This is a genomic window from Pelomonas dachongensis (assembly GCF_043555865.1).
Taxonomy (GTDB): Bacteria; Pseudomonadota; Gammaproteobacteria; order Burkholderiales; family Burkholderiaceae_C; genus Pelomonas; species Pelomonas dachongensis.
This window is the reverse complement of the sequence record NZ_JBIGHY010000002.1, coordinates 184,747-206,751: the sequence shown is the minus strand read 5'-3', so window position 1 is coordinate 206,751 and position 22,005 is coordinate 184,747. Positions and strand designations below refer to the sequence as shown.

The following is a 22,005-nucleotide window of genomic DNA, read 5'->3' as shown; positions in this document are numbered from 1 at the left end:
CGGATGCCTCAGCAGTTGGGGGAAGCGACGAAACCCGTCACTTCCAGACCATAACCGGTCATGCTGGGCATGCGGCGCGGGCTGCCCAGCAGCTTCATGCGGTGCACCCCCAACGCCTTGAGAATCTGTGCACCGACGCCATAGATGCGAAGGTCCATCACGCCCTTGGGCGTGGGCGCAGGCTTCTCGGCCTTCGCGCGTGCCAGCACTCCGGCGGCGTCGTCTCCACAGTTCAGCAGCACTGCAATGCCTGCTTCACTGGCCTTCAGCGTGGCCAGCGCCGCAGGCAGGCCCCAGGAATGGCCACAGGAGCCGGCTTCCAGCAAGTCCATGACGGACAGCGGCTCGTGAACGCGCACGAGCACTTCGTCGCTGTCGGCCCATGCGCCGTGGCTCAGCGCCAGGTGGGTGGCGCCGGTGCGGTCGGTGAAGACCTGGCAGTCGAATTCGCCTTGGGCGGTCATCAGCTTGCGCTGACTGACGCGGGTGATCAGCGTCTCGTTGCGGCTGCGGTACTCGATGAGGTCGGCGATGGTGCCGATCTTGATGCCATGCTCGGCGGCGAAGATCTCCAGGTCCGGCAGCCGGGCCATGGTGCCGTCGTCCTTCATGATCTCGCAGATTACGGATGTGGCCGACAGACCGGCCATGCGGGCCAGGTCGCAACCGGCCTCGGTATGGCCGGCGCGCATCAGCACGCCGCCGTCCTGCGCCTGCAGCGGGAAGATGTGACCGGGCTGGACGAGGTCGCCCGCCGTGGCGCCGGGTGCGACGGCGGCCTGCACGGTACGGGCACGGTCGGCGGCTGAGATGCCGGTCGTGACACCGGTGGCCGCCTCGATGGACACCGTGAAGGCCGTGCCATGCTGCGTGCCGTTGCGACGCGTCATCGGGGGCAGTTGCAGGCGCTCGCAGTGCTCGCGCGGCAGCGTCAGGCAGATCAGGCCGCGGCCATGCTTGGCCATGAAGTTGATGGCTTCGGGCGTGACCATGTCGGCCGCCAGCACGAGATCGCCTTCGTTTTCACGGTCTTCCTCGTCGACGAGGATGACCATGCGACCGGCCGCCAGCTCGGCAACCAGCTCGGGGATGGGGGAGATGGGCATAGCCGCCGATTGTAGGTGGCGACCCTAGGTTGGCCGCAGGCGAAGCCGAAGATCCGGGCCGACCGGTGTGGCTTCCACAAGGCGCCAGCGCTGCGCCTGGTCGAGCCCGGTGAGGGGTTGCAGTGCCGCGAGCGGCCTGCCGTGCCCGATCAACAGCGGTGCCTGGTAGATCAGCAGCTCGTCGACGAGGCCGGCATCAAGGAAGGCGCCGGACAGGGTGGGACCGGCCTCGACATGCAGCTCATTGATGCCCTGGCCGCCCAGTTCGGCCAGCAACGCCGGCAGGTTGGCACGGCCGGCGCCGATGACGCGGGTCTCGCCGGGCGGCTGCAGGATGCGCGCGGCGGGTGGCATGCGGCCTCGCGGGTCCAGCACCAGGCGCAGCGGCTGCCGTGCCGTGGGGACGAGACGCACGTCCAGGCGCGGGTCGTCTGCCAGCACTGTGCCGATGCCGGTCAGCACGGCGCCGGCGCGCTTGCGCCAGGCGTGACCGTCCGCGCGGGCGGCGTCGCCTGTGATCCACTGGCTTCGTCCGTCCGGCAGCGCGGTGCGGCCGTCCAGCGAGACGGCAGACTTCAGCCGCACGAAAGGCTGGCCACGCTGCATGCGCGAGAAGAAGCCGATGTTCAATTCGCGGGCGGCGTCGGCGAGGTCGGCATCCGCCAGGTCGACGGCGATGCCTGCAGCGCGCAGCCGCGCAATGCCCTGGCCGGCCACTTGCGGGTTGGGGTCCTGAACGGCGACGACCACGCGCGCGATGCCCGCCTTGATGAGCGCGTCACAGCAGGGCGGCGTGCGGCCGTAGTGAGAGCAGGGCTCCAGCGTGACGATGGCGGTCGCGCCACGCACGTCATGTCCCTGTGCCTGCGCATCGCGCAGCGCCATCACCTCGGCGTGTGCCTGGCCGGCGGGCTGCGTGTGTCCTGCGCCCAGTTGCCGGCCGTCTGCCGCCAGGATGACGCAGCCGACGCGCGGGTTGGGGTCTGTCAGGCCGACGGCTTGCTCGGCAACAGACAGCGCGTGCCGCAGCGCGACACGAGAATCGACGAAGTGCATTGGTAGATGTTGGCCCCTTCTCAGGCCAGTAGGTCTAAAACAGAGCCATCACCCCCGTTCAAACCGTGCATGCGGATTTCCCGCGCACGGCTTACCAGTGGTCTGTCAGCACGCAGCATTACGCGGGCCTCCCTTTGACGGGAGGGTTGCCCGGGTAGCGGATCGTCCCGCGCAGGCGATGCAGTCCAAGGCTTTCGAAGTAGTCACGGTTCCAGCGTTGGGTTTGACCCCCTCGCAGGTGGCGTCCCGCTCGTGCGACACGTAACTTGCGCAGCCGGTGGATGACGTAGTCGTCCACGTCGCCGAAGGGATCGGCCGCGTTGCCGGTTCGGAAGTACTGCCCCCATCCCCGTAGCACCGGATTGAGCTCGGCAATGACGCTGCGCACATCCCGATGGCACCACGTCCGCGGTGTCAACTCCGGCACCCGCTCTCGCACTCGCTTCATGGCCTTCTGGCTTGGCCAGCGCTGCAGGTAGTACCGCTTGAGGCCCTTTTGCTGCCACAGTCGGCCGCTCATGCGTTTGTGCAGATGGCAGCCCAGGAAGTCGAAGCCCTCCTGACCTTGCGTCAGCACCACGCATCGCGTCTTCTGTGGGTGCAATGTCAGCCCCAGTCGGCCCAACACGTGCTCGATGCGGTGTTGCGCCTCTTCGCAGTCCTGTGCCGTGCCGCACATCGCAACGAAATCATCCGCATACCGCACCAGCGTTCCGAGATGGGCGCAATGCCGCTCCCATACCCGGTCCAGCACGTCCAGGTAGATGTTGGACAACAGCGGCGAGATCACGCCGCCCTGAGGCGTTCCCGCCACCGGGTGGCTCACCACGCCATCCTCCATCACGCCCGCCTGCAACCACTGCCTCACCAGCTTGAGCATCCGCCGGTCACTCACCCGCTGGCCAAACAGCACCAGCAGTTTGTTGTGTTCGATGTTGCCGAAGTAGTTCTCGATGTCGGCGTCCAGCACGTGATCCACGCCTTTGGCACCCAGCTTCCTGAGTTCTTCCAGCGCCATCGTTGCACTGCGTCCGGGCCGGAACCCATACGAGCACGGCTTGAAGTCCGCCTCGAAGATCGGCTCCAGCACCAGCTTGGCCGCCATCTGCACCACCCGGTCTCGCACCGTCGGGATGCCCAGTGGCCGCTTCCTCCCATCTGCCTTGGGGATGTAGGTGCGCCGCACGACCTGCGCCCCGTACTCGCCTGCGCGCAGCACCTCACCCAGCTCTTCTAAGAAGCGCCGGACTCCGTGCTGCTCGACCTCGCTGATCGTCACCCGATCAGCGCCCGCTGCGCCCTTGTTGCGGCGCACGCGCTTCCACGCCTCGTGCAGGATGTCAGCCCTGCACATATGGTCGTACAACGCATGGAAGCGCCTTCCCGGCGCCCGCTTGGCTGCGGCCCAGAGCTGCCTTTGCAGTTGTCGCACTTTGTCGCTCGACTCAAGGTCGACGGGGTTGTTAGATCCGGTCTCGCCGGCCATTCCCTCGCGCTTACCCGCTCCATCAGCATGACCACCGCAGGGACCCTTCCCTCCAGCCACGTTATGCCGCACGGCCTTCGTCGATGGCGCTTGCGCGCCATCGTCCAGTACTACGATCCCCTCGGACTCCCGCTGCACACGCCTCGACTTCGCCTTGGGCTTATACGAGCGCGCTCGCCCCGACAAGGGCTGCGCAGACGGGCCTCTCACGTTCCGTTCATGTCCTTGCACACGTGCTGCGCCCTCTACCCCGCCGCAGTCCCCGGCGCGCTCCGGTTCAAGCGCCAGGGATGTTGCCTTCGCCGTGACATGAGCGGCTCGGCCTGCGGGTTGTAACTTTGACGAGGCTGCAGGCTTCACTTCATGTTGCGGCCCGCGTGCTTGCTCCCCGCTGCGCGGCTCGCGCCGCCTCACGGGCTCTTGACACCCCGCTCGGGCTGAGAGGTCTCCCTCCACAACCTGGGGTCTGCTACCCGGCGCTCCGACGCCTACCGGGACGGGACTCTCACCCGTTGGACATGCGCAGCATGCAGCAACTCCTCCTCGCCCCGGAGGGTTCGGCCGAGCCTTTGCTTCTTGACGCACCATGTGCCCAGTCTATGGGCAGCCAACAGCCAGCTCAGCCACGCTCAGGGGGCGGGCTGTAATTGCTGGGTGCTGTAGTCGGCGAAGACGCCCGCCGTCGGATTGACAGCCGGCGCAGCCGGGCAACTGGACCTCCCCTTGATGACCAGGAAGTTCTGGCGCGTCAAAGAGCCGGTCACGTCGACGTAAACGGCAGGGTGCTCCTGGTTGTCGTACGCAGCCACCGAATTGCTGACATAGATGCTCTTGTTGCCGTTGTAGTCGGCGCTGTAGCGGCAGACACGGTAGTCAACATCCGTCGTGCCGATGTTGAAGCCGTTCAACGCCAACTTGCCTGACCAGGTGCTCTTGCCGGTATCGAGGTAGACCACGCAGTCGTAGCTGACGAAGGGCTGCGTGCCGCTCGTCGAGTTGATCGAGTCGTTGAAGCATTCGTAGTTGCCGGGTGGCGTCGCCGTGACGGTCTTCATCACGTAATTGCCTTGCGCGTCCGTCCTGGGTCGGCCGCGCGAATCCAGCTCCGGGGTCTGATAGGCGCCGCCGGTGAACTCCAACCCCAGCTTGATCGCCAAGCCCTCCGGCAGGGTGGGGTTGGGCGGCGTCACGTAAGAGAAGCGCACGATGCCACTGATCAGGTAGCCCACGGTGTTGTTCTTGCAGCTCTCGACGTCTGCGGGCGTCAGCGCCGTGACTGCCGTGCCGGCCGGGATGGCGCATTTGCCGACAACGACACCGGTTGCATTGTTGAAGACCCAGACCACACTGCCCAGGCTGCTCGGCCGGTAAGCGCTGGTCTTGTTGCCCAGGTCTTGGGCGGCCGCCGGGATGACGGGGTGGCGACCTGCCGGCTGACGCCCCCCACCAGGCGGCGGTGCTATGGAAAGGGCGCCGGCAAAGGCGGGGTCGGTGCGCGAGATGATGGAGCTCAGCACCACGGTTTGCGGTGCATCCTGCTGATCGCCGTTCTGGCGGGTCGAGCGATCATTCCAGGTGACCATGACATCGATGGACTTGGCGCGCGGTTCGTCGGCATCCGGGTCCAAGGTCGTGACGGAGCGGCTCACCGTGTAGGTGGCGTTGGAATCTGCGGGTGTGACAGGGGGGGCGTCGATGCTGATGATGTCCTTGACGTAGTCACGCTCCGCGCTGCCCTCCGGCTTCTTGATCAGCGAGAAAGAACGCAGTTTGGCCATCTCGGCCTGGGCCAGCCGCATGGCCTCGCTGCGCTGCTTGCCCAGATCGCCGCTGCGGCGCAGGTTGCCCATCAGCTCCATCAGCGCCACCATGCCGAAGCTCATCACCATCAGCGCGACCAGCGCCTCGATCAGCGTCACGCCGTATTGGCGACGGGCTTGCTGCCGGCCGGGAATGGAGGCTTGCTTCATGCGCCGCATCCTCAGTTCACGTCCTGCCAGCCGCCGGGCACTCGCACATAGCTGCCCAGACGGTTGCGGAGTTGATTGGCCACACCCGGCAGATACAGGATGTCCATCGTGCCTTCGGTAACGGCATTTCCTTCGACCAGGACCGTGCCGTTGATCAGCGAGGTGAGCCCGCTGTTGTTCGTCCAGCTCAGGTTGCCGCGGCTGACCAGCATGCCGGAGAGTTGGAAAGGCCCCGACAGCTGGACATCGCCGTCGGCGACGACCAGCATGGGGTCGCTGTCACTCCCAATGATCTTGTTGCTGCTGAGGGTCAGCCCGCCGTCGATCCATGCCATGCGGACTCCCGCCTTGTAGGCGTCTTCCAGCACGGTGCCGCAGTCGCCGTTGCATGTCAGTTTGCGCAGGGCGGGGTGGTTCTCGTAGCGATCCGCGGTCGCGCCCATGAACATGCGGAAAACGTCGACACCCACTTCGTTCAGCGTCGGGTCCTTCTTGATCAGGGCCAAGGCTGGAGGCGTACCGGGCACGCTCTCCAGGCGGCTTTCCACCAGCCCGTCGATGTTGCCGCCCGCCGTCACCAACAGGCCCGCCGATCCCGGCGACGTGTTGTGCAGGCCCAATCCTGCGCCTGTGGACGTCAGATTGCCCTTGACGACCAGCGGCACCAGCGGCGGTGACCTGACGGCACTGACCAGCGCCAGCATGACGCTCTGCAAGCTCTTGGCTTGATAGCGGGTGGTGTTGGTCTCGGCCCCCCGACAGTCGTCCACGACGCTGGTCGTGCATCCGAGTGCGGTCATGCTGATCGTGCCGGCGCCGTTGGGCACGGGGATGTATGAGAAGTTGACGTCGAAACTGGGCGTCAGTTCGCTGTTGGGCAGCGCCACCGGCACGGTCCGTTTTCCTAGCTCCTGGCAGCGACATTGCCAGCCGTCCTCACCTTTGACACAGCCGGCGGTGAGTAACGTGTAGCTCGTTTGCCGCAATGTCCGGTCCTCGGCGTTGATCGTCAGATACCGGTCGGCAAAGCGCTTGCCACCGCTCGCCACGGGCTTGCAGCTCGCATCGGTGGCCAAGCCGTTCAATTGCGCGAGCGCCCATTCCGTGCCCGCCTCCGAGGCTTCCTGCGCCATGCTGGCGCGGTAGTAGCTGTTGGACATGCGCTGCTCGAACAGCAACCCCCGGTTGGCATAGGCGGCCAGCAGCGCCATGATCAGGAACAACATCATGACGACGACCAGCGTCGCCGCACCCTGCTGGCGGTCAGAAGTGGAGAGCGACACCCTGTTCATGCCGGGCAGGCTCCGATCACCGCATCGGCGCGGATGCGTTCACTGCCGTTGAGGCTGCGCACGACCTGGCGGTCATGCTTGGCACGCCCCTGAAGTTGGAATTCGACATGCCGCACCTGCTGGACGGGACAATTCGCGCCCACGCAGGCGTTGTCGCAGAACTCGGCCAGCGATATGTCCTGCGTCTGGATGTCCACGGAAAAATCCAGGATCTCGACGGTCTCGGGATCGGTGATCGGTTGCCAGTTGTCGCGGCCCTCAATGCGCCCGAGCTTGAGATACAAGGCCTTGGTGTTCTTGTCCCACTTGATGCCGAAATACTCGTTGTCGCGCGGAGCGCCAGACGCGGGATAGTTGCCGCCATCCTTGCGCGCGTAAAGGTACTCGATGGCCCGCATCTGGTCGTTGTCGATATCGGCCACGGCCGCGTAGCGGTTGGCGCTGGCTGCCTGCGCAGGTCGCTGCGCGGGCGTGCCCACGCCTGTGGCGGGTGTCCACAGGCCGTACTGCGCCTGCCCTCGGAAGCCGGCACGCCGCAAATCTTGCTGCAGCAGATCTGCGGCCGCGCGCAGGTCCTGCTGGACCTGCATTTCCAGCATCAACCGCCGGTGTTCCGTGATCTGGTTGACCGCCACGATCGATGCGCCGGCAGCGACGATGAGGCCGATCGTGATGCCCACCATGAGCTCCACGAGCCCTAGGCCACGCTGTGCAGCATGTCTGTCGGTTCGCATCAACCGCATTTGGCAACTCCGCTGATGCTGCCGTCGGGAGAGCAGGTCCGGATGCGATTGGCCGTGTTCAGCTCGACGCGCATCTGCGCACCGGTGCGAGCGCCCTGGACCGTGATCTGCACACCCGTGACATCCAGGTACTGCTGATTTCGCTCGAAGGTCAACTGGTTGGCCTTTTGCGCATGTTTGCCCCATGAAGTGGCAGACGCCTCAAAGCTGACGCCGTCCGAATTCTTGAGCTGAAACACGCGCAGCACGGGGACATTGATGCCCTTGCACATTTCGGCCTGCGGCAGGTAGCAAACGCATTCGTCAGAAGGGTGCTGGATGTTCACCGACGCACAACTGACGGCATCGCTGGGATCTTTCTCCAAATGCACGACCACACTGTCACCGTTGGCGTTGGCCTCTGATCGGGCAAAGCTCAGAAGTCCGGCTAGCTCCTGGGTCACGGCCAAGATGCGGCGCCGCTCGAGCAGCCCCATCAGCGAGGGAATCGCCGCCGCCGTCAGCACGCCGACGATGATCACGACCACCATCACTTCGACCAGTCCCAGCCCGCCGGAGATCCGGGTCTTTGCCGAGCGGTGGGAATGGCGCATGGTGATCAACGGGGCCAGCAGGTCGAGCTGGTGTCGGCGTCGCTCGTGTCTTTGGACACGTAGTGGACGGCACCGCCCTCAACCTTGATGCCCATCTGCGCGCACTTGCTGTCGTACCGCTGAGGGCTGGTGCTGCGGACTTTGGCCAGGACCAGGTAGCCGGTGACCAAGGTGGCGGGCTCGCCGACCCCTTCGATGGACAGGTCGTAGTGATCTGCCACGTCACCGTTGCCCATACCCAGATCGCTCAGCGCCGCCGCGAAGCTGTTGCGGTTGCTGCGATAGCGCTCCTGCGCCTGGCTGACAGCGGTCAGCAGTTTCACGGCGTCAGCCCGCCGGCTGCGTTGCACATGCGACGTGTAGGCCGGGTAGGCAACGGCCGCCAGGATGCCGACGATGACCACCACCACCATCAACTCAATCAACGTGAATCCTGGGACGCGCCGGCGCGTTGATTTCTGCATGCTGGCATTCTCTGCATAGGGATTACGGGCGCTTACCAAACACAACCGTTCATCTGTCACGAACGGCCGCTGGTCGGCGCCCACCCTGATTGAGGGATGCGAATTCTGGCGCAGCGCGGCAAGCCGCCCAGCTGATCGCCGCAAGCGCAGCTGCGTACACGGCCCGTGATCGCCACCCCGTGGCGGACGGCCGCGCCGCTGTTCAGCTTCAGCTTGATGTTGACGGTTTGGGTCACCAGCCCCTGGCGCTGCTGGAGTTTCAGCGTCTCGGCGTTGCTGCGCAGGGTCACGGGCAGGCATTGCGGCAGCCATACGGCCTTGACGACGGGCCTCTCAGCCGGGCTGCAGTAGGACTGGCCACCGCTGCAGTCGTAGTCGTTGCGCGTGCCGGTGTGCGGCACACTGCAGGCGTTGGCGCCCTTGCGGCTGATGCGGAAGAACACAGATTCAGCAGCGCGCAAGGCTTCGCTGCGCGCCAGGCGCAGGTCGGTTCCCAGGGTCGGCGCAGCGTCTTTCCCTCCGAAGGCGGACCGGCGGGGGGGTCGGGGGACTCCCGTGACTCGCCCTCAAGGGGGATAAGGTTGTCCCGCGGTTAGATCTCGCGGATCAGCTGCCGGAACTCGTCCACGTCCTCGAAGCTGCGATAGACCGACGCGAAGCGCACGTAGGCTACCTTGTCGATGCGCTTGAGTTCACGCATGACCAGCTCGCCCAGCCGGGTGGACGCGATCTCGCGCGCGCCGCTGGCCAGCAGCTTTTCCTCGATGCGGTTCAGCGCCGCGTCGATCTGCTCGACGCTGACGGGCCGCTTGCGCAACGCCAGCTGCATGGAGGCACGCAGCTTGGCGGAATCGAAATCGGCGCGCCGCCCGTCCTTCTTGACGACCGACGGCATGGCGATGTCCGCCCGCTCGTACGTCGTGAAGCGCTTGTCGCAGGACAGGCAGCGGCGCCGGCGCCGGACGACGTCTCCCTCATCCGACTCCCGGGTCTCTGAGACCTGGGTTTCGGTGTGAGAGCAGAACGGGCAGCGCATCGGGTGCGGTTAACCGCGGTACACGGGGAAAGCGGACGTCAGTGCGGCGACCTTCTCGCGCACGGCGGCGAGGTTGGCCTCGTCGTGCGGCTTGTCTAGCACGTCGGCGATCAGGTGGGCTGTGGCGCGCACCTGTTCTTCCTTGAAGCCGCGCGTCGTCATGGCCGGCGTGCCCAGGCGGATACCGCTGGTCACCATCGGCTTTTGCGGGTCGTTGGGGATGCCGTTCTTGTTGCAGGTCATGTGGGCGGCGCCCAGGATGGCCTCGGCTTCCTTGCCGGTCAGATTCTTGGGGCGCAGGTCCACGAGCATCACGTGGCTTTCCGTGCCGCCGGAGACGATGCGCAGGCCGCGCTCGATCAGTGTCTCGGCCAGCACCTTGGCGTTCTTGACGACCTGTTCCTGGTAGGCCTTGAACTCGGGGCTCAAAGCTTCCTTGAAAGCCACCGCCTTGCCGGCGATGACGTGCATCAGTGGGCCGCCCTGGATGCCGGGGAAGATCGCCGAGTTGATCTTCTTGGCAATGGCTTCGTCGTTCGTCAGGATGATGCCACCGCGCGGGCCGCGCAGGCTCTTGTGCGTGGTGGACGTGACGACGTCGGCATGCGGCAGCGGGTTCGGGTAGACGCCCGCAGCGATCAGGCCGGCGTAGTGGGCCATGTCGACCATGAAATAGGCGCCGATCTCCTTGGCGATCTTGCCGAAGCGCTCGAAGTCGATGCGCAGCGAGTAGGCTGACGCGCCCGCGATGATGAGCTTGGGCTTCTTCTCGCGGGCCAGCGCTTCCATCGCGTCGTAGTCGATGGCTTCGTTCGCGTCCAAGCCGTAGCTGATGACGTTGAACCACTTGCCGCTCATGTTCAGCGGCATGCCGTGGGTCAGGTGTCCGCCTTCGGCCAGGCTCATGCCCATGATGGTGTCGCCGGGCTGCAGCAGCGCGAAGAACACACCCTGGTTGGCCTGTGAGCCGCTGTTGGGCTGCACATTGGCGAACTCGGCACCGAAGAGCTGCTTCAGGCGGTCGATGGCGAGTTGCTCTGCCACGTCCACGTACTCGCAGCCGCCGTAGTAGCGCTTGCCGGGGTAGCCTTCGGCGTACTTGTTGGTCAGCTGGCTGCCCTGGGCTTCCATGACGGCCGGCGACGTGTAGTTCTCGCTGGCGATCAGCTCGATGTGGTCTTCCTGGCGGCGAGTCTCGTTCTGGACGGCTGTCCAGAGCTCGGGGTCGACCAGGGCGAGGGTGGAGGTGGTGCGGTCAAACATGGCAGTGTTTCCGAAGGTCAGGCGGTGAATCCCAGGCGCTCACGAGCGGGCGTGGCGACGAACTGGGCTGCCCAGGCGAACGGCTGATAGCGGTTGTCGTTCGAATGAAGACAGTCGCCTCACGCTCCCCGGTGGTGGCCCACCTCGGGTCAGCTTGTGACCCTGATCGCCAGTCGCGTGAGCGGCAAGTGTAGTTCAGCGCAGCAGGGCGACCTGGGCGGAATCGTCCCCCAGCGGGGCCGACGCGGCTTCGCGCATCGGCGAGGGTCGCACCGTCGCCGTCGCGTTGGCCGGCACGCTGCGGCCGGAGACGACCGCCTTCAGCAGGTCGTGCTCGCCCAGAACCCGGCCGGCATAGCCGGTGTCGTCGGCCAGGTTGGCGGCGCCCACGTAGTAGCGCAGGCCTTCCTCCAGGCCGCCGGCGCGCTGGATGCATTCCTTCAGCACCTGCACGCCTACCCGCAGGTTGGTCACCGGATCGAATGCAGCGTGCGTACCGCCAAAAGCCTCGTACTTGTCGTCGTGCACGCGCGTCATCACCTGCATCAGGCCTTGCGCGCCCACGGGGCTCTGGGCGAACGGGTTGAAGCCGGATTCGATGGCCATGATGGCCAGGATCAGCGTGGGCTCGACCTTGGCGCGCTGGCCGACGGCCCATGCTTCCTGAACCAGCCGGCTGACAGGCTCCGGGGCCACGCGGTATCGACGGGCGAGCCAATGTGCCACGGCGGCTTGCTGGCGGCTCAGCTCGCGTGGATCGGCCGCGGTAGCGCGGGTGATGGCGTCCGGCTCGGCGGCGGCAAACAGCGTGTTGCCCTCGGCTTCGGCACGCGCCTCCTGGCGGGCGTTCAGCCAGCCCAGCGTGGCGGATTCCAGCTTCTCGCGCAGCCCGGCCTGGCTGGAAAACACCAGCAGCACGGCCACAACGGCCAGCCCGACCAGAGCCAGCGTGTTGTGGCTGACCACGAGCAGGCCGTTGCCGATGTCCTTCACGAACAGCGACGCCGAATTCCGCGTGAGGCGAACCAGGCTGAGTAGGTCTTGACGTGTCGTCATGCGACTCCCTTGTGTCGCGCTCTGCCGCAGGCTGCTGCCGACAGCGGCAGTCTGTGGAGGGCGACGGTGATAATTTCACGGCCAGCTGGCGTTTCGCGGCGCATTGCGCGCCTGTCGAGCCGGCCGGATGGGTTCAGTAGAAACCCGGAACCTGCGAATTTTACGGGTCGAAGATAACCAGTCAAGGTTGTTTGACTCAATCAAAACTACTTTTGGTTATGAAATACACCGACCTGCGCGACTTCATGGCGGGCCTTGAAGGCCTGGGCGAACTCAAGCGCGTGCGTGAAAAAGTCTCGCCCGTGCTGGAGATCACGGCCCTCAGCGACCGCGTGCTGAGAGCCGGAGGACCGGCCTTGCTGTTCGAGAACCCGTCGGGGTTCACGACGCCAGCGCTGACCAATCTTTTCGGGACAACGCGCCGCGTCGCACTCGGCATGGGCGCTGAGTCTCTGGCCGATTTGAGGGATGTCGGCCGGGTGCTCGCCAGCCTCAAGGAACCCGATCCGCCCAAGGGCTTGAAGGACGCTGGCAAGCTGCTGCAGATGGCCAAGGCGTTGTGGGACATGAAGCCAGCCGTACAACGTCGTGCCGCGTGCCAGGAGGAGATCCTGGAAGGCAGCGACGTCGACCTCGGTCGACTGCCGGTTCAGACCTGCTGGCCGGGCGACGTGGCCCCCCTGATCACGTGGGGTCTCGTCATCACGCGCGGCCCGACCCGCACCCGGCAGAACCTGGGCATCTACCGCCAGCAGGTCATTGGCAAGCGCCAGGTCATCATGCGCTGGCTGGCGCACCGCGGCGGTGCGCTGGATTTCCGCGACCATGCGTTGGCACATCCCGGACAGGCATTTCCCATCGCCGTGGCGCTGGGGGCCGACCCGGCCACCATCCTGGGTGCCGTGACACCGGTGCCGGATTCGTTGTCCGAGTACCAATTCGCCGGCCTGCTGCGTGGCTCGCGCACCGAGCTGGTCAACACCGGTGTCGGCCGAGAGGGAGCGCCTTTACAGGCGCCCGCATCGGCAGAAATCGTGCTGGAAGGGCACATTCCGCCCGCCGAGCCCGGCTATACCGGCGTCAGTGAAGCCGGTATACCCCTGAAAGAGAAGGGCGGCTACCTGCATGCGCTGGAAGGCCCCTATGGCGACCACACGGGGTATTACAACGAGCAGGATTGGTTCCCGGTCTTCGAGGTCACGCGGCTCACGCAGCGCCGCAACCCCATCTACCACTCCACCTACACCGGCAAGCCGCCCGACGAACCGGCCATCCTGGGCGTGGCGCTGAACGAGGTGTTCGTGCCCATCCTGCAGAAGCAGTTTCCCGAGATCGTCGACTTCTACCTGCCCCCGGAAGGTTGCAGCTATCGCATGGCGGTCGTGTCGATAAAGAAGGCCTACCCCGGCCATGCCAAGCGGCTGATGTTCGGCATCTGGAGCTTCCTGCGCCAGTTCATGTACACCAAGTTCATCGTCGTCGTGGACGACGACATCGACACGCGCAACTGGCAGGAAGTGATCTGGGCCATCACCACCCGTATGGACCCGGTGCGTGACACCACGCTGGTGGACAACACGCCCATCGACTACCTGGACTTCGCGTCGCCCGTCAGCGGCCTGGGCGGCAAGATGGGCATGGACGCCACCAACAAGTGGCCCGGCGAGACCGACCGCGAATGGGGCCGCGGCATCAGCCTGCCGCAGGAGGTCACGGCGCGGGCCGAGGCGCTATTCGGGCAACTCTTCTTGAAGGAGGCGGGAGGCTCGCCTACTCTTTGAATGCCTTTTCAGGCACAACCTCTGGCGCAATCTTTGCGCGCCAGGAGCCCAGTGGCAGATCGCCTCTGAGCCCCATGGTGGCCTCGCCACCCGACCCCGCCCGGCCTTCAAGCCCGGCGGGGTTTCTATTGGTGAAAACGGCTCAGCGCCCACTCCACCAGGCCAGCGTCTCGTAGACCACGTAGCGCACGCGCGCGAAGCCGCCCGGGGACGGGCACCAGTCGTCGAAGCTCGTCAGCGCGTCCGCGCGCAGCCCCACGGGCGCCGCCACCACCTGCATGCCCAGCGGCGCGGCGGCAGCCTCGAAGGCACGCAGCGAGCGGCGCATGTGCTCCGCATGCGTGACCAGCACCACCCGGCGCACGCCGTCCTTGTGCAGCAGCGGCAGCGTGTTGGCCGCGTTCTCGCGCGTGTCCCGGGAGCTGCCCTCGGCCCAGCGCAGCGGCAGTGCGTAGTCCTCGGCGGCTACACGGCCGACGATGCTGGCTTCGGATTCGCGCAGCTCCGTCGCGGCCCAGCCGATGCCGCCCGAGAAGGCCAGCGGCCAGCCGCTGCGCCGCGCGACCCACACCCCGTAAGCAAGCCGTTCGGCCGTGGCGGTCTTCGGCGAGCCGGCGTCGTACGGCGGTGCGTAGCGGTTCACGCCACCCCCCAGCACCAGGACCGCGCCGTCCGTGCGGCCGCGCAGGTCGTTCAACTGGGTCGGGCTCAGCGCGGCGGGCTGGCCTGCGGCCCTGCTCAACAACTCGCCGACGGCCTCGGTGGCCGACAACCAGACGCCCAGCAACGCAACCGCCAGAAGCAGCCCGCCGCCGCGCCGGTGTCGATGCAAGCGCCAGCCGCCGCAGGCCGCCAGCAGCAGCAAAGGCGCCGGCGGCAGCATCGCTGCAAGCAACAGGCTCTTGAGGGCAGGGTAGGCGACGGTCGCGAGGCTCACGGTGGGCATCATCGCCGACATCAATAATGCGTTCGCCGTGATGACGTTTTCCCCTTCCCCATTCCGCACCGCGCTCTGGGCGCTGGCAGGCCTGTCGGCCCTGTTCGCGTTGGTTCTGATCATCGTTACGCTGGCGCTGCCGAACTGGCTGACCGGCCGCGGCGCCGCGCTGGCCACCGACGCGCTGGGCCGCGTCGTGCGCATCGAGCGCGCGCAGTTCCAGCCCTGGCGCCTGGCGGTCGTGGCCGAGGGCATTAGCATTGCAGGCGCCAAGCCAGGCTTGCCGCCGCTGCTGACGCTGGACCGGATGGACGCCGCGCTGTCGTTGCGCTCGCTGGTGCGGGGGCACGTGGTCATCGAGTCGTTGTCGCTGGAGCGTCCCGACCTGCGCTTGGCACGGGTGGCTGAAGGGCTGTACGACATCGACGACTTGATCCGCCGCTTTGCCGACAGGCGCGGCGCAACGCCGCCTGTCGAGAGCGACGAGCCCGAGTTCGCGGTCTACAACATCGAGCTGACCGAAGGGCGGGTGCGGCTCGACGACCGGCCCGTGGAGCGCCAGCACGAGCTGGCCGGCCTGCAGCTGGCGCTGCCTTACCTGTCCACGCTGGAGTCCGATGTGGCCGTCAAGGTGCAGCCCCACCTCAGTGGCCGGCTGGACGGCGTGGCCTTCGACAGCCGTGCGGAAGCCTTGCCATTTGCCGATCAGGCCAGCGGCCGGCTGTCGCTGAAGCTGGCCGGGCTGGACCTCGCGCCGCTGGCGCCCTACGTGCCGGCCAGCCTGCCCGCGCGGCTGCAGTCCGGCAAGCTGGACATGGACCTGGCGCTGGATTTCACCGAGCAGCCCCGGCAGGCACCGGGCGTCAAGCTCAGCGGCCGGGTCGACCTGCACGACCTCGCACTGACCCGGCCCGATGGCAAACCGCTGCTGAGCTGGAAGCGTCTGCAGCTGCCGCTGGCAGATTTGCAGCCGCTGCGCCGTCAGCTCGGCTTCGGCAACATCCTGCTGGAGTCGCCGCAGGCCTGGCTGTGGCCGCAGCGCCCCAGCCGCGCGCCGGCGCCCGCAGCGTCGGCTGCCGCGCCGTGGCAGGTCAGCGTGGCCGGCGTGCAGATCCGCGAAGGGCGGCTGCTGGCCCAGGACCTGCCGCTGCAGGACATTGCCTTGCGCGTCGGGGCCGCGGCGTGGCCGCTGAAGCAGCCAGTCGAGCTGGAGGCCAGCCTGAGCCTGGAACAGGGGCGGGCCGACCTGAAAGCCAGGCTGTCGCCGGAGCAACTGGCAGCCGACCTGCAACTGCAGGATTTCGCGCTGGAGCGGCTGGCCCGGTGGTTGCCGCTGCCCGGCAAGGCCGGCCTCGCCGGTGCGCTGTCCGGGCAGGCGCAGCTGGCGGTGACCCAGCCGCTGGCGGAGGGGGCGGCCGAACGGGCGCTGCTGTCGTTGAAGAACCTGCGGCTGGCCGACGCCCGGCTGGGCCTGCCCGGCGCGCCGCGTGCCGTCACGCTGGGCCTGGCGCTGCTGGACCAGGCCGACGTGGACCCGGCGAAGCGCACCCTGCGCCTCGGTCGGCTGCAGCTGGAAGCACCGCGCACGCAAGTGCATCGCGACGCGACGGGGCGACTGGACCTCGCCGCACTCAAGCCTGCCGACTCGGCGCAGCGGTCAGATGCCCGGCCGTCAGATGCCCAGCCATGGAGCGTGCAGCTGGGCGAGCTGGCAGTCGAGCAGGGCAGCCTGCGCTGGCACGACGCGGCCGTGCCCGCCGGCGTGGCGCCGGTGGCACTGGCTTTGGACACGCTGCGGCTGCAGGCGTCCGCGCTGCGCTGGCCTGCACTCGCGCCGGTGGCGGTACGCATCAGCGCACGTATCGCCCCGCTCGGCGACGGCGGCCAGCCGGTCGCGGCCAGTGCCGGACAGCTGCAATGGAACGGCAGCGTCGGGCTGGCGCCGCTGTCGGCGCAGGGCGTGCTGGAAACACGGGGCCTGCCGCTGCAGCTGCTGGACGGCTATTTGGACCCGGCCTTGGGGCTGCACCTGGCGCGTGCCGAGCTGGGCATGAAGGGCGATGTGGCCGCCAGCCAGCGGCCGGACGGCTGGCAGCTCAGCATCGGCGGCGATGTGCGCGTGGGCGCACTGGCGTTGATGCAGACGCGCGACGTGGAGGGCCGTCGCACCGTGGGCGAGGACCTGCTCAGCTGGCAGCTGATGCAGCTGGACGGAGTCAGGCTCGCGATGGCGCCCGGCGCCCCGCCGCGGCTGGCCGTGCGCGAGGCGCTGCTCGAAGACGCCTACGCGAGGCTCATCGTCAACGAGCAGGGCCGCTTCAACCTGCGCGAGGTCGGCCAGGCCGAGGCGGCCGCGGCCGCAGCCAGTTCGGTGGCGGCAGCGGCTTCGGCTCCTGCGTCGGCAGCGCCGGTGGCCGCGGTGGCGCCAGCCGAGTTTGCCGTCGAGCGCATCCGCATCAACCGCGGCCTGGTGGACTTCAACGACCGGTTCGTGAAGCCCAACTACAGCGCGCGCCTGTCCGAGCTGCATGGGTCGCTGGGCGCGTTCTCGTCCACCGGCACGGCGATGGCGCCGGTGACGCTGCGCGGCAAGGTCGCCGGCACGGGCCTGCTGGAGGTGGACGGGCAGCTCAAGCCCGGCGGGGCGCTGGCCATGGACGTGCAGGCCAACGCCACCGATGTCGAGCTGACGCCGCTGTCGGCGTACGCGGCCAAGTACCTGGGCTACGCCATCGAGCGCGGCAAGCTGTCGGCGCGCATGCGCTATCAGGTCGAGCCCGGCGGCCGGCTGGTGGCGAACAACCAGATCATCCTTAGCCAGCTGACGCTGGGCGAGCGCGTGGACAGCCCGCTGGCGACCGCGCTGCCGGTGCGCCTGGCGCTCGGGCTGCTGAAGGACAAGCACGGCGTCATCGACATCGATCTGCCCGTGAGCGGCTCGCTGAGCGACCCCGAATTCAGCGTCGGTGGCGTGGCGTGGAAGCTGTTCCTGAAACTCATCGGCAAGGCGCTGACGTCGCCGTTCTCGCTGTTCACCGGCAACGATTCGCCCGAGGCCGGGCAGTTGCCGTTCAAGCCAGGCACCGCCGAGCTGGTGGCCAGCGACCGGCTGGACCGCATCGCCAGGCAGCTCGCTGACAAGGCGGGCATCCAGCTGACGCTGACCGGCTGGGCCGACCCATTGGGAGAGGGCATGGCGCTGCGCGAGCAGCGGCTGGCGCAAGCGCTGGCGGCCGAACAGGCGCGCGTGCCCGGCACGCCCGCCGACATGGCCTTGAGCCGCGTCTACGGCGCCAGCGGCATGCCCAACAAGCCCCGCAATGTGCTGGGCCTGCCCAAGGATCTGCCGCCCGAGCAGATGCGCAACCTGCTGCTGGCCAGCTACACCGTCGATCCCGAGGAACTGCGCCAGCTGGCCGTGGCGCGCGCAGTTGCCGTGCGCGACGCGCTGCTGGCACGCGGTGCGCCGAATGCGCGCGTGTTCCTGGCCGCGCCCAAGCTCTGCGACTCGTCTTGCGCGCAGGACTGGCGCCCCCATGTCGAAATGTCCCTCGCGGCGAACTGAAAGACTGTCATGACCACTGAAACCATCACCCTGGCCGGCGGCTGCTTCTGGTGCCTGGAAGCCGTCTACGAGCGCGTGCGCGGCGTGCAGCGCGTCGAGAACGGCTACAGCAACGGCATTGGCCCGCAGCCCACCTACGAGGCCGTCTGTGGCGGCAACACCGGCTTCGCCGAGGTCGTGCGCGTCGAGTTCGACCCCGCCGAGGTGTCGTTGCGCGAGCTGCTGGAGGTGTTTTTCACCATCCACGACCCGACCTCGCTGAACCGCCAGGGCGCCGACGTCGGCACGCAGTACCGCTCCGGCATCTACTGGCACACCGAGGCGCAGCGCCAGCTGGCCGCCGAGGTGCTGAAGGAGGCCGACGACCATCACGCTGGCCGTGTCGTCACCGAGTTGCTGCCCGAGGCCAACTACTACCCGGCAGAGGCCTACCACCAGCACTATTACGCCCGCAACCCGGAGCAGGGCTACTGCGCCTTCGTCGTCGCGGGCAAGGTGGACAAGTTCCTGGCCAGCTTCAAGCGCCTGGTCAAGTGATGCTGGCGTGGTCCGGCCTGCGCCACCGCTACGGCGGTGGCGCCGAGATCAGTTATGCGGACTTCGCGCTGCGTCCGGGCCGGCATCTGCTGCTGCGCGGCGCGTCGGGGTCGGGTAAGTCCACGCTGCTGGCATTGCTGGCCGGACTGCTGCGTGTGCAGCATGGCGGGCTTGAGGTGGCCGCCACGGAGCTGCAGTCGCTGACGCCGCGCGCGCTGGACGCGTGGCGCGGTGCGACGCTGGGCGTGGTGCCGCAGCGGTTGCACCTCAGTGATGCATTGACCGTGGCCGAGAACCTCGCGTTGCCGGCGCTGGCGGCGGGCGAGCGGCCCGACACCGACCGAGCCACGCAGCTGCTGGAGGCCCTGGACATCGTCGAGCTGGCCGGCCGCCGGCCGCACCAGCTCAGCGTGGGCCAGGCCCAGCGCGTGGCGCTGGCACGCGCGCTGATGCGCCGCCCGCGGCTGCTGCTGGCCGACGAGCCCAGCGCCAACCTCGACGACGAGCACACGCTGCACATGCTGGCGCTGCTGCTGGATTCGGCTGAGCGCGAGGGCTGCACCCTGGTGATTGCCAGCCACGACGCACGCGTCGTGGAGGCACTGGGTGCGCGGGAAGATGTGGCGGAGGTCAGCCTGTGATCCGGCTCGCGTGGCGCTACCTGTGGTCCAGCCCGCTGACGACGGCGCTGAACCTGCTGCTGCTGACGCTGGGATTGGCCGCCGTGACCTTCGTGCTGCGCGCCGGCGCGCAGGTCGAGGCGGGGCTGAAGCGCGACCTGGCCGGCATCGACCTGGTCGTCGGCGCCAAGGGCAGCCCCATGCAGATCATGCTGGCTGGTGTTTTCCACCTGGACGCCCCGACCGGCAACATCCCGCTGGCCACGGTCGCCTTGCTGCTGCAGCAGCCACTGGTGGCGCAGGCGGTGCCGTTGTCGCTGGGCGACGCGTTCCGCGGCCATCGCATCGTCGGCACGACACCCGCCTACGTCGAGCTGTACGGCGCGAAGCTGGCGCAGGGCGCAATGTGGACGAAGCCGCTGCAGGCGGTGCTGGGCGCCGAGGTCGCACGGGCGACCGGCCTCGGGCTGGGCGACCGCTTCGCCGGCAGCCACGGCCTGGGCGAAGGCGGCAGCGCGCATGCCGACCATCAGTTCGAGGTGGTAGGCGTGCTGGCCAAGTCCGGCAGTGTGCTGGACCGCCTGGTGCTGACCGACCTCGCGTCGGTGTGGGCCGTGCACGACGAACACCACGGCGAGAAGTCGCACGATGCAGACCACGAAAGTCGTGAGGCCCATGATGACCACGACGCTCACCGCGAGACGACCCTGGTGCTGGTGCGCTACCGCAGCCCGCTGGCGGCGGCGATGCTGCCGCGCTGGGTCAATGCGCAGGACGGCCTGCAGTCCGCCGCACCCGCGCTGGAGACCGCACGGCTGATGCACCTCGTCGGCGCCGGCACCGACGTGCTGCGCGGCTTCGGCATCGTGTTGCTGGCTGCGGCGGGGCTGTCCGTGTGGGTCGCGCTGCTGCACGCGGTGCGGGCGCGCCAGGGCGATCTGGCCATGCTGCGCATGCTGGGCGCGCCGGCCTGGCGCGTTGCCACGCTAATCACGCTGGAGGCGCTGCTGCTGGCCGCGCTGGCGGCGGTGCTGGGGCTGGCGGCGGGCCACGGCCTGGTTGCCGTGCTGGAGCGGCTGCTGGTGGAGCGCCAGTCGCTGCGGTTGGGCAGCTTGGGCTGGAGTGACGCCGAATGGCTGGTGCCGCTGCTGGCCGGCGGCCTGGCGCTGCTGGCTGCGGCCTGGCCGGCCTGGCGCGCCTACCGTCTAGATGTGACCACGTTGCTGCAGGCACCGCGCTGAACACGGACAATCGCTGCCATGAAGTTCAAACCACTCTTCGTTCTGTGCCTGGCGGCTGCGGCTGCGGTCGCTGCGGTGGCGCAGACGCCGCCGCCCATGGGCCAGGGTGCCGGCTACCACGACCCTCGGAGCCCATTCAAGCCGTTGGAAGAACGCGCCGACATCGTGTCGTGGAAGCTGCTGTCCCAGGTCACCGCCCGGGCAGAGAAGAAGAAGCTGGTGCCGACGTTCCCGGCCGCCGTGCAGGCGCTGGACCGCAAGACGGTGCGCGTGCAGGGCTTCATGACGCCACTGGAGGCGGGTGACAAGCAGCAGCATTTCCTGCTGTCGTCGGTGCCCACCAGTTGCTCCTTCTGCGTGCCTGCCGGCCCCGAGGGCATGGTCGAGGTGCGCACCAAGAAGCCGGTGCGCTACACGCTGGAGGCGGTCGTCGTCGAGGGCCAGCTGGCCGTGCTGACCGATGACCCCTACGGCCTGTATTACCGCGTCGAGGACGGCCTGGCCGTCAATTGACCCGGGCGCATCAAGGCGCCAGGCGCTCTCGCGCCCAGCGGTCGGCGTCACGCAGGAACACCAGCCGGTCGTGCAGCCGCGAGCGGCGGCCCTGCCAGAACTCGAAGCGCTCCGGCACGAGCCGGTAGCCGCCCCAGTGCGGTGGTCGGTCTGGATTCAAGCCGTGTTGCACAGCCGCCTTGGCCGCGTTGGCCACCAGCACGGCGCGCGAGCTGATCACCTGGCTCTGCGGCGACGCCCAGGCGCCGAGGCGCGAGTCCAGCGGGCGGCTCTTGAAGTAGTCGTCCGACTCCTGCGCCGAGGTCTTCTCGACGGCGCCTTCGATGCGTACGACACGCTCCATCTCGACCCAGTGGAACTGCAGCGCTGCGAACGGCAGGTGGGCCAACTCCCGGCCTTTGCGGCTGTCGTAGTTCGTGAACCAGACGAAGCCGCGGGCGTCGCAGCCCTTCAGCAGCACCACGCGCGTGGACGGACGGCCGTTCTCACCGACTGTCGCGACGGTCATAGCCGTCGGCTCGGAGACGTCATGCGCGATGGCTTCGTCCATCCATTGGGTGAATAGTGCCAAGGGACCGTCCGCGGCCTGCGCCTCGTCCAGTTCTCCCAGCTCGTAGCTCTTGCGAAAGTCACTCAGCTTGCTCATGGAACCGAAGTATGCAGACCTTCCCTTAAGTGAACGTCCCAGTTTCTCAAGCCCCGACTCACTGGGCATGCTCGCGGCACTGCAGCAAACGGTCCCACCG

20 protein-coding genes and 1 riboswitch are annotated in these 22,005 nt (G+C 67.6%); of the genes, 6 read left to right on the top strand and 14 right to left on the bottom strand.

Annotated elements, in window-relative coordinates:
* Positions 1 to 8: 8 nt before the first annotated feature.
* The 12 genes from ribBA to ACG02S_RS05565 all read right to left on the bottom strand — a co-directional run bounded on the left by ribBA (position 9) and on the right by ACG02S_RS05565 (position 12,065).
* Positions 9 to 1,106: a bifunctional 3,4-dihydroxy-2-butanone-4-phosphate synthase/GTP cyclohydrolase II gene (gene ribBA / locus ACG02S_RS05620; RefSeq protein WP_394469463.1), complete on the bottom strand. Its 1,098-nt coding sequence runs from the start codon at positions 1,104 to 1,106 to the stop codon at positions 9 to 11.
* Positions 1,107 to 1,130: 24 nt separating this feature from the next.
* Positions 1,131 to 2,162 carry a bifunctional diaminohydroxyphosphoribosylaminopyrimidine deaminase/5-amino-6-(5-phosphoribosylamino)uracil reductase RibD gene (gene ribD / locus ACG02S_RS05615; RefSeq protein WP_394469462.1) on the bottom strand — a complete coding sequence of 344 codons (1,032 nt, stop codon included), beginning with the start codon at positions 2,160 to 2,162 and terminating at the stop codon, positions 1,131 to 1,133.
* 118 nt (positions 2,163 to 2,280) lie between these two features.
* Positions 2,281 to 3,648, bottom strand: a complete 1,368-nt coding sequence (gene ltrA, locus ACG02S_RS05610) for a group II intron reverse transcriptase/maturase (RefSeq protein ID WP_394469461.1) — start codon at positions 3,646 to 3,648, stop codon at positions 2,281 to 2,283.
* 629 nt (positions 3,649 to 4,277) lie between these two features.
* Positions 4,278 to 5,618, bottom strand: coding sequence for a prepilin-type N-terminal cleavage/methylation domain-containing protein (locus ACG02S_RS05605; RefSeq protein WP_394469460.1), 1,341 nt, complete (start codon positions 5,616 to 5,618; stop codon positions 4,278 to 4,280).
* Between the two features lie 11 nt (positions 5,619 to 5,629).
* On the bottom strand, positions 5,630 to 6,829 hold the full coding sequence (locus ACG02S_RS05600; protein WP_474103947.1) for a hypothetical protein: 1,200 nt from the start codon (positions 6,827 to 6,829) through the stop codon (positions 5,630 to 5,632).
* Between the two features lie 77 nt (positions 6,830 to 6,906).
* On the bottom strand, positions 6,907 to 7,644 hold the full coding sequence (locus ACG02S_RS05595; protein ID WP_394470144.1) for a PilW family protein: 738 nt from the start codon (positions 7,642 to 7,644) through the stop codon (positions 6,907 to 6,909).
* The gene (locus ACG02S_RS05590) at positions 7,644 to 8,246 is read right to left on the bottom strand and encodes a pilus assembly FimT family protein (protein WP_394469458.1); all 603 of its coding nucleotides are present in this window, start codon (positions 8,244 to 8,246) and stop codon (positions 7,644 to 7,646) included. The genes ACG02S_RS05595 and ACG02S_RS05590 overlap by 1 nt, the downstream gene beginning before the upstream one ends.
* Before the next feature lie 5 nt (positions 8,247 to 8,251).
* Positions 8,252 to 8,710, bottom strand: a complete 459-nt coding sequence (locus ACG02S_RS05585) for a type IV pilin protein (RefSeq protein WP_394469457.1) — start codon at positions 8,708 to 8,710, stop codon at positions 8,252 to 8,254.
* Positions 8,711 to 8,766: 56 nt separating this feature from the next.
* Positions 8,767 to 9,171, bottom strand: coding sequence for a hypothetical protein (locus ACG02S_RS05580; protein WP_394469456.1), 405 nt, complete (start codon positions 9,169 to 9,171; stop codon positions 8,767 to 8,769).
* Positions 9,172 to 9,302: 131 nt separating this feature from the next.
* Positions 9,303 to 9,746 (bottom strand): transcriptional regulator NrdR, encoded by a 444-nt coding sequence (gene nrdR / locus ACG02S_RS05575; protein ID WP_394469455.1) that lies wholly within the window; start codon positions 9,744 to 9,746, stop codon positions 9,303 to 9,305.
* Positions 9,747 to 9,755: 9 nt separating this feature from the next.
* Positions 9,756 to 11,009 carry a serine hydroxymethyltransferase gene (gene glyA, locus ACG02S_RS05570; protein ID WP_394469454.1) on the bottom strand — a complete coding sequence of 418 codons (1,254 nt, stop codon included), beginning with the start codon at positions 11,007 to 11,009 and terminating at the stop codon, positions 9,756 to 9,758.
* Positions 11,010 to 11,071: 62 nt separating this feature from the next.
* A riboswitch (ZMP/ZTP riboswitch) is annotated at positions 11,072 to 11,196 on the bottom strand.
* An 8-nt stretch (positions 11,197 to 11,204) separates the two neighbouring features.
* On the bottom strand, positions 11,205 to 12,065 hold the full coding sequence (locus ACG02S_RS05565; protein WP_394469453.1) for a lytic transglycosylase domain-containing protein: 861 nt from the start codon (positions 12,063 to 12,065) through the stop codon (positions 11,205 to 11,207).
* A gap of 218 nt (positions 12,066 to 12,283) precedes the next feature.
* On the opposite strand from ACG02S_RS05565, the gene ubiD reads away from it, so the two are divergent.
* Positions 12,284 to 13,846 (top strand): 4-hydroxy-3-polyprenylbenzoate decarboxylase, encoded by a 1,563-nt coding sequence (ubiD, locus tag ACG02S_RS05560; protein WP_394469452.1) that lies wholly within the window; start codon positions 12,284 to 12,286, stop codon positions 13,844 to 13,846.
* 142 nt (positions 13,847 to 13,988) lie between these two features.
* Here ubiD and ACG02S_RS05555 read toward each other — a convergent pair whose 3' ends face one another.
* Positions 13,989 to 14,783, bottom strand: coding sequence for a YdcF family protein (locus ACG02S_RS05555; protein ID WP_394469451.1), 795 nt, complete (start codon positions 14,781 to 14,783; stop codon positions 13,989 to 13,991).
* 40 nt (positions 14,784 to 14,823) lie between these two features.
* On the opposite strand from ACG02S_RS05555, the gene ACG02S_RS05550 reads away from it, so the two are divergent.
* Genes ACG02S_RS05550 through ACG02S_RS05530 form a run of 5 tightly spaced genes read left to right on the top strand, consistent with a single transcriptional unit; the run spans position 14,824 to position 21,259 of the window.
* On the top strand, positions 14,824 to 18,348 hold the full coding sequence (locus ACG02S_RS05550; protein ID WP_394469450.1) for a DUF748 domain-containing protein: 3,525 nt from the start codon (positions 14,824 to 14,826) through the stop codon (positions 18,346 to 18,348).
* A gap of 9 nt (positions 18,349 to 18,357) precedes the next feature.
* Entirely contained in the window at positions 18,358 to 18,885 is a 528-nt protein-coding gene (gene msrA / locus ACG02S_RS05545; RefSeq protein ID WP_394469449.1) for a peptide-methionine (S)-S-oxide reductase MsrA, read from the top strand.
* Positions 18,885 to 19,526, top strand: coding sequence for an ATP-binding cassette domain-containing protein (locus ACG02S_RS05540; RefSeq protein ID WP_394469448.1), 642 nt, complete (start codon positions 18,885 to 18,887; stop codon positions 19,524 to 19,526). Before msrA ends, ACG02S_RS05540 begins: the two co-directional genes overlap by 1 nt.
* Positions 19,523 to 20,746, top strand: a complete 1,224-nt coding sequence (locus tag ACG02S_RS05535; protein WP_394469447.1) for an ABC transporter permease — start codon at positions 19,523 to 19,525, stop codon at positions 20,744 to 20,746. The genes ACG02S_RS05540 and ACG02S_RS05535 overlap by 4 nt, the downstream gene beginning before the upstream one ends.
* A gap of 18 nt (positions 20,747 to 20,764) precedes the next feature.
* Positions 20,765 to 21,259: a DUF3299 domain-containing protein gene (locus ACG02S_RS05530; protein ID WP_394469446.1), complete on the top strand. Its 495-nt coding sequence runs from the start codon at positions 20,765 to 20,767 to the stop codon at positions 21,257 to 21,259.
* Positions 21,260 to 21,269: 10 nt separating this feature from the next.
* On the opposite strand, the gene pdxH is transcribed toward ACG02S_RS05530, so the two are convergent.
* Entirely contained in the window at positions 21,270 to 21,905 is a 636-nt protein-coding gene (gene pdxH / locus ACG02S_RS05525; protein WP_394469445.1) for a pyridoxamine 5'-phosphate oxidase, read from the bottom strand.
* Positions 21,906 to 22,005 lie beyond the last annotated feature (100 nt).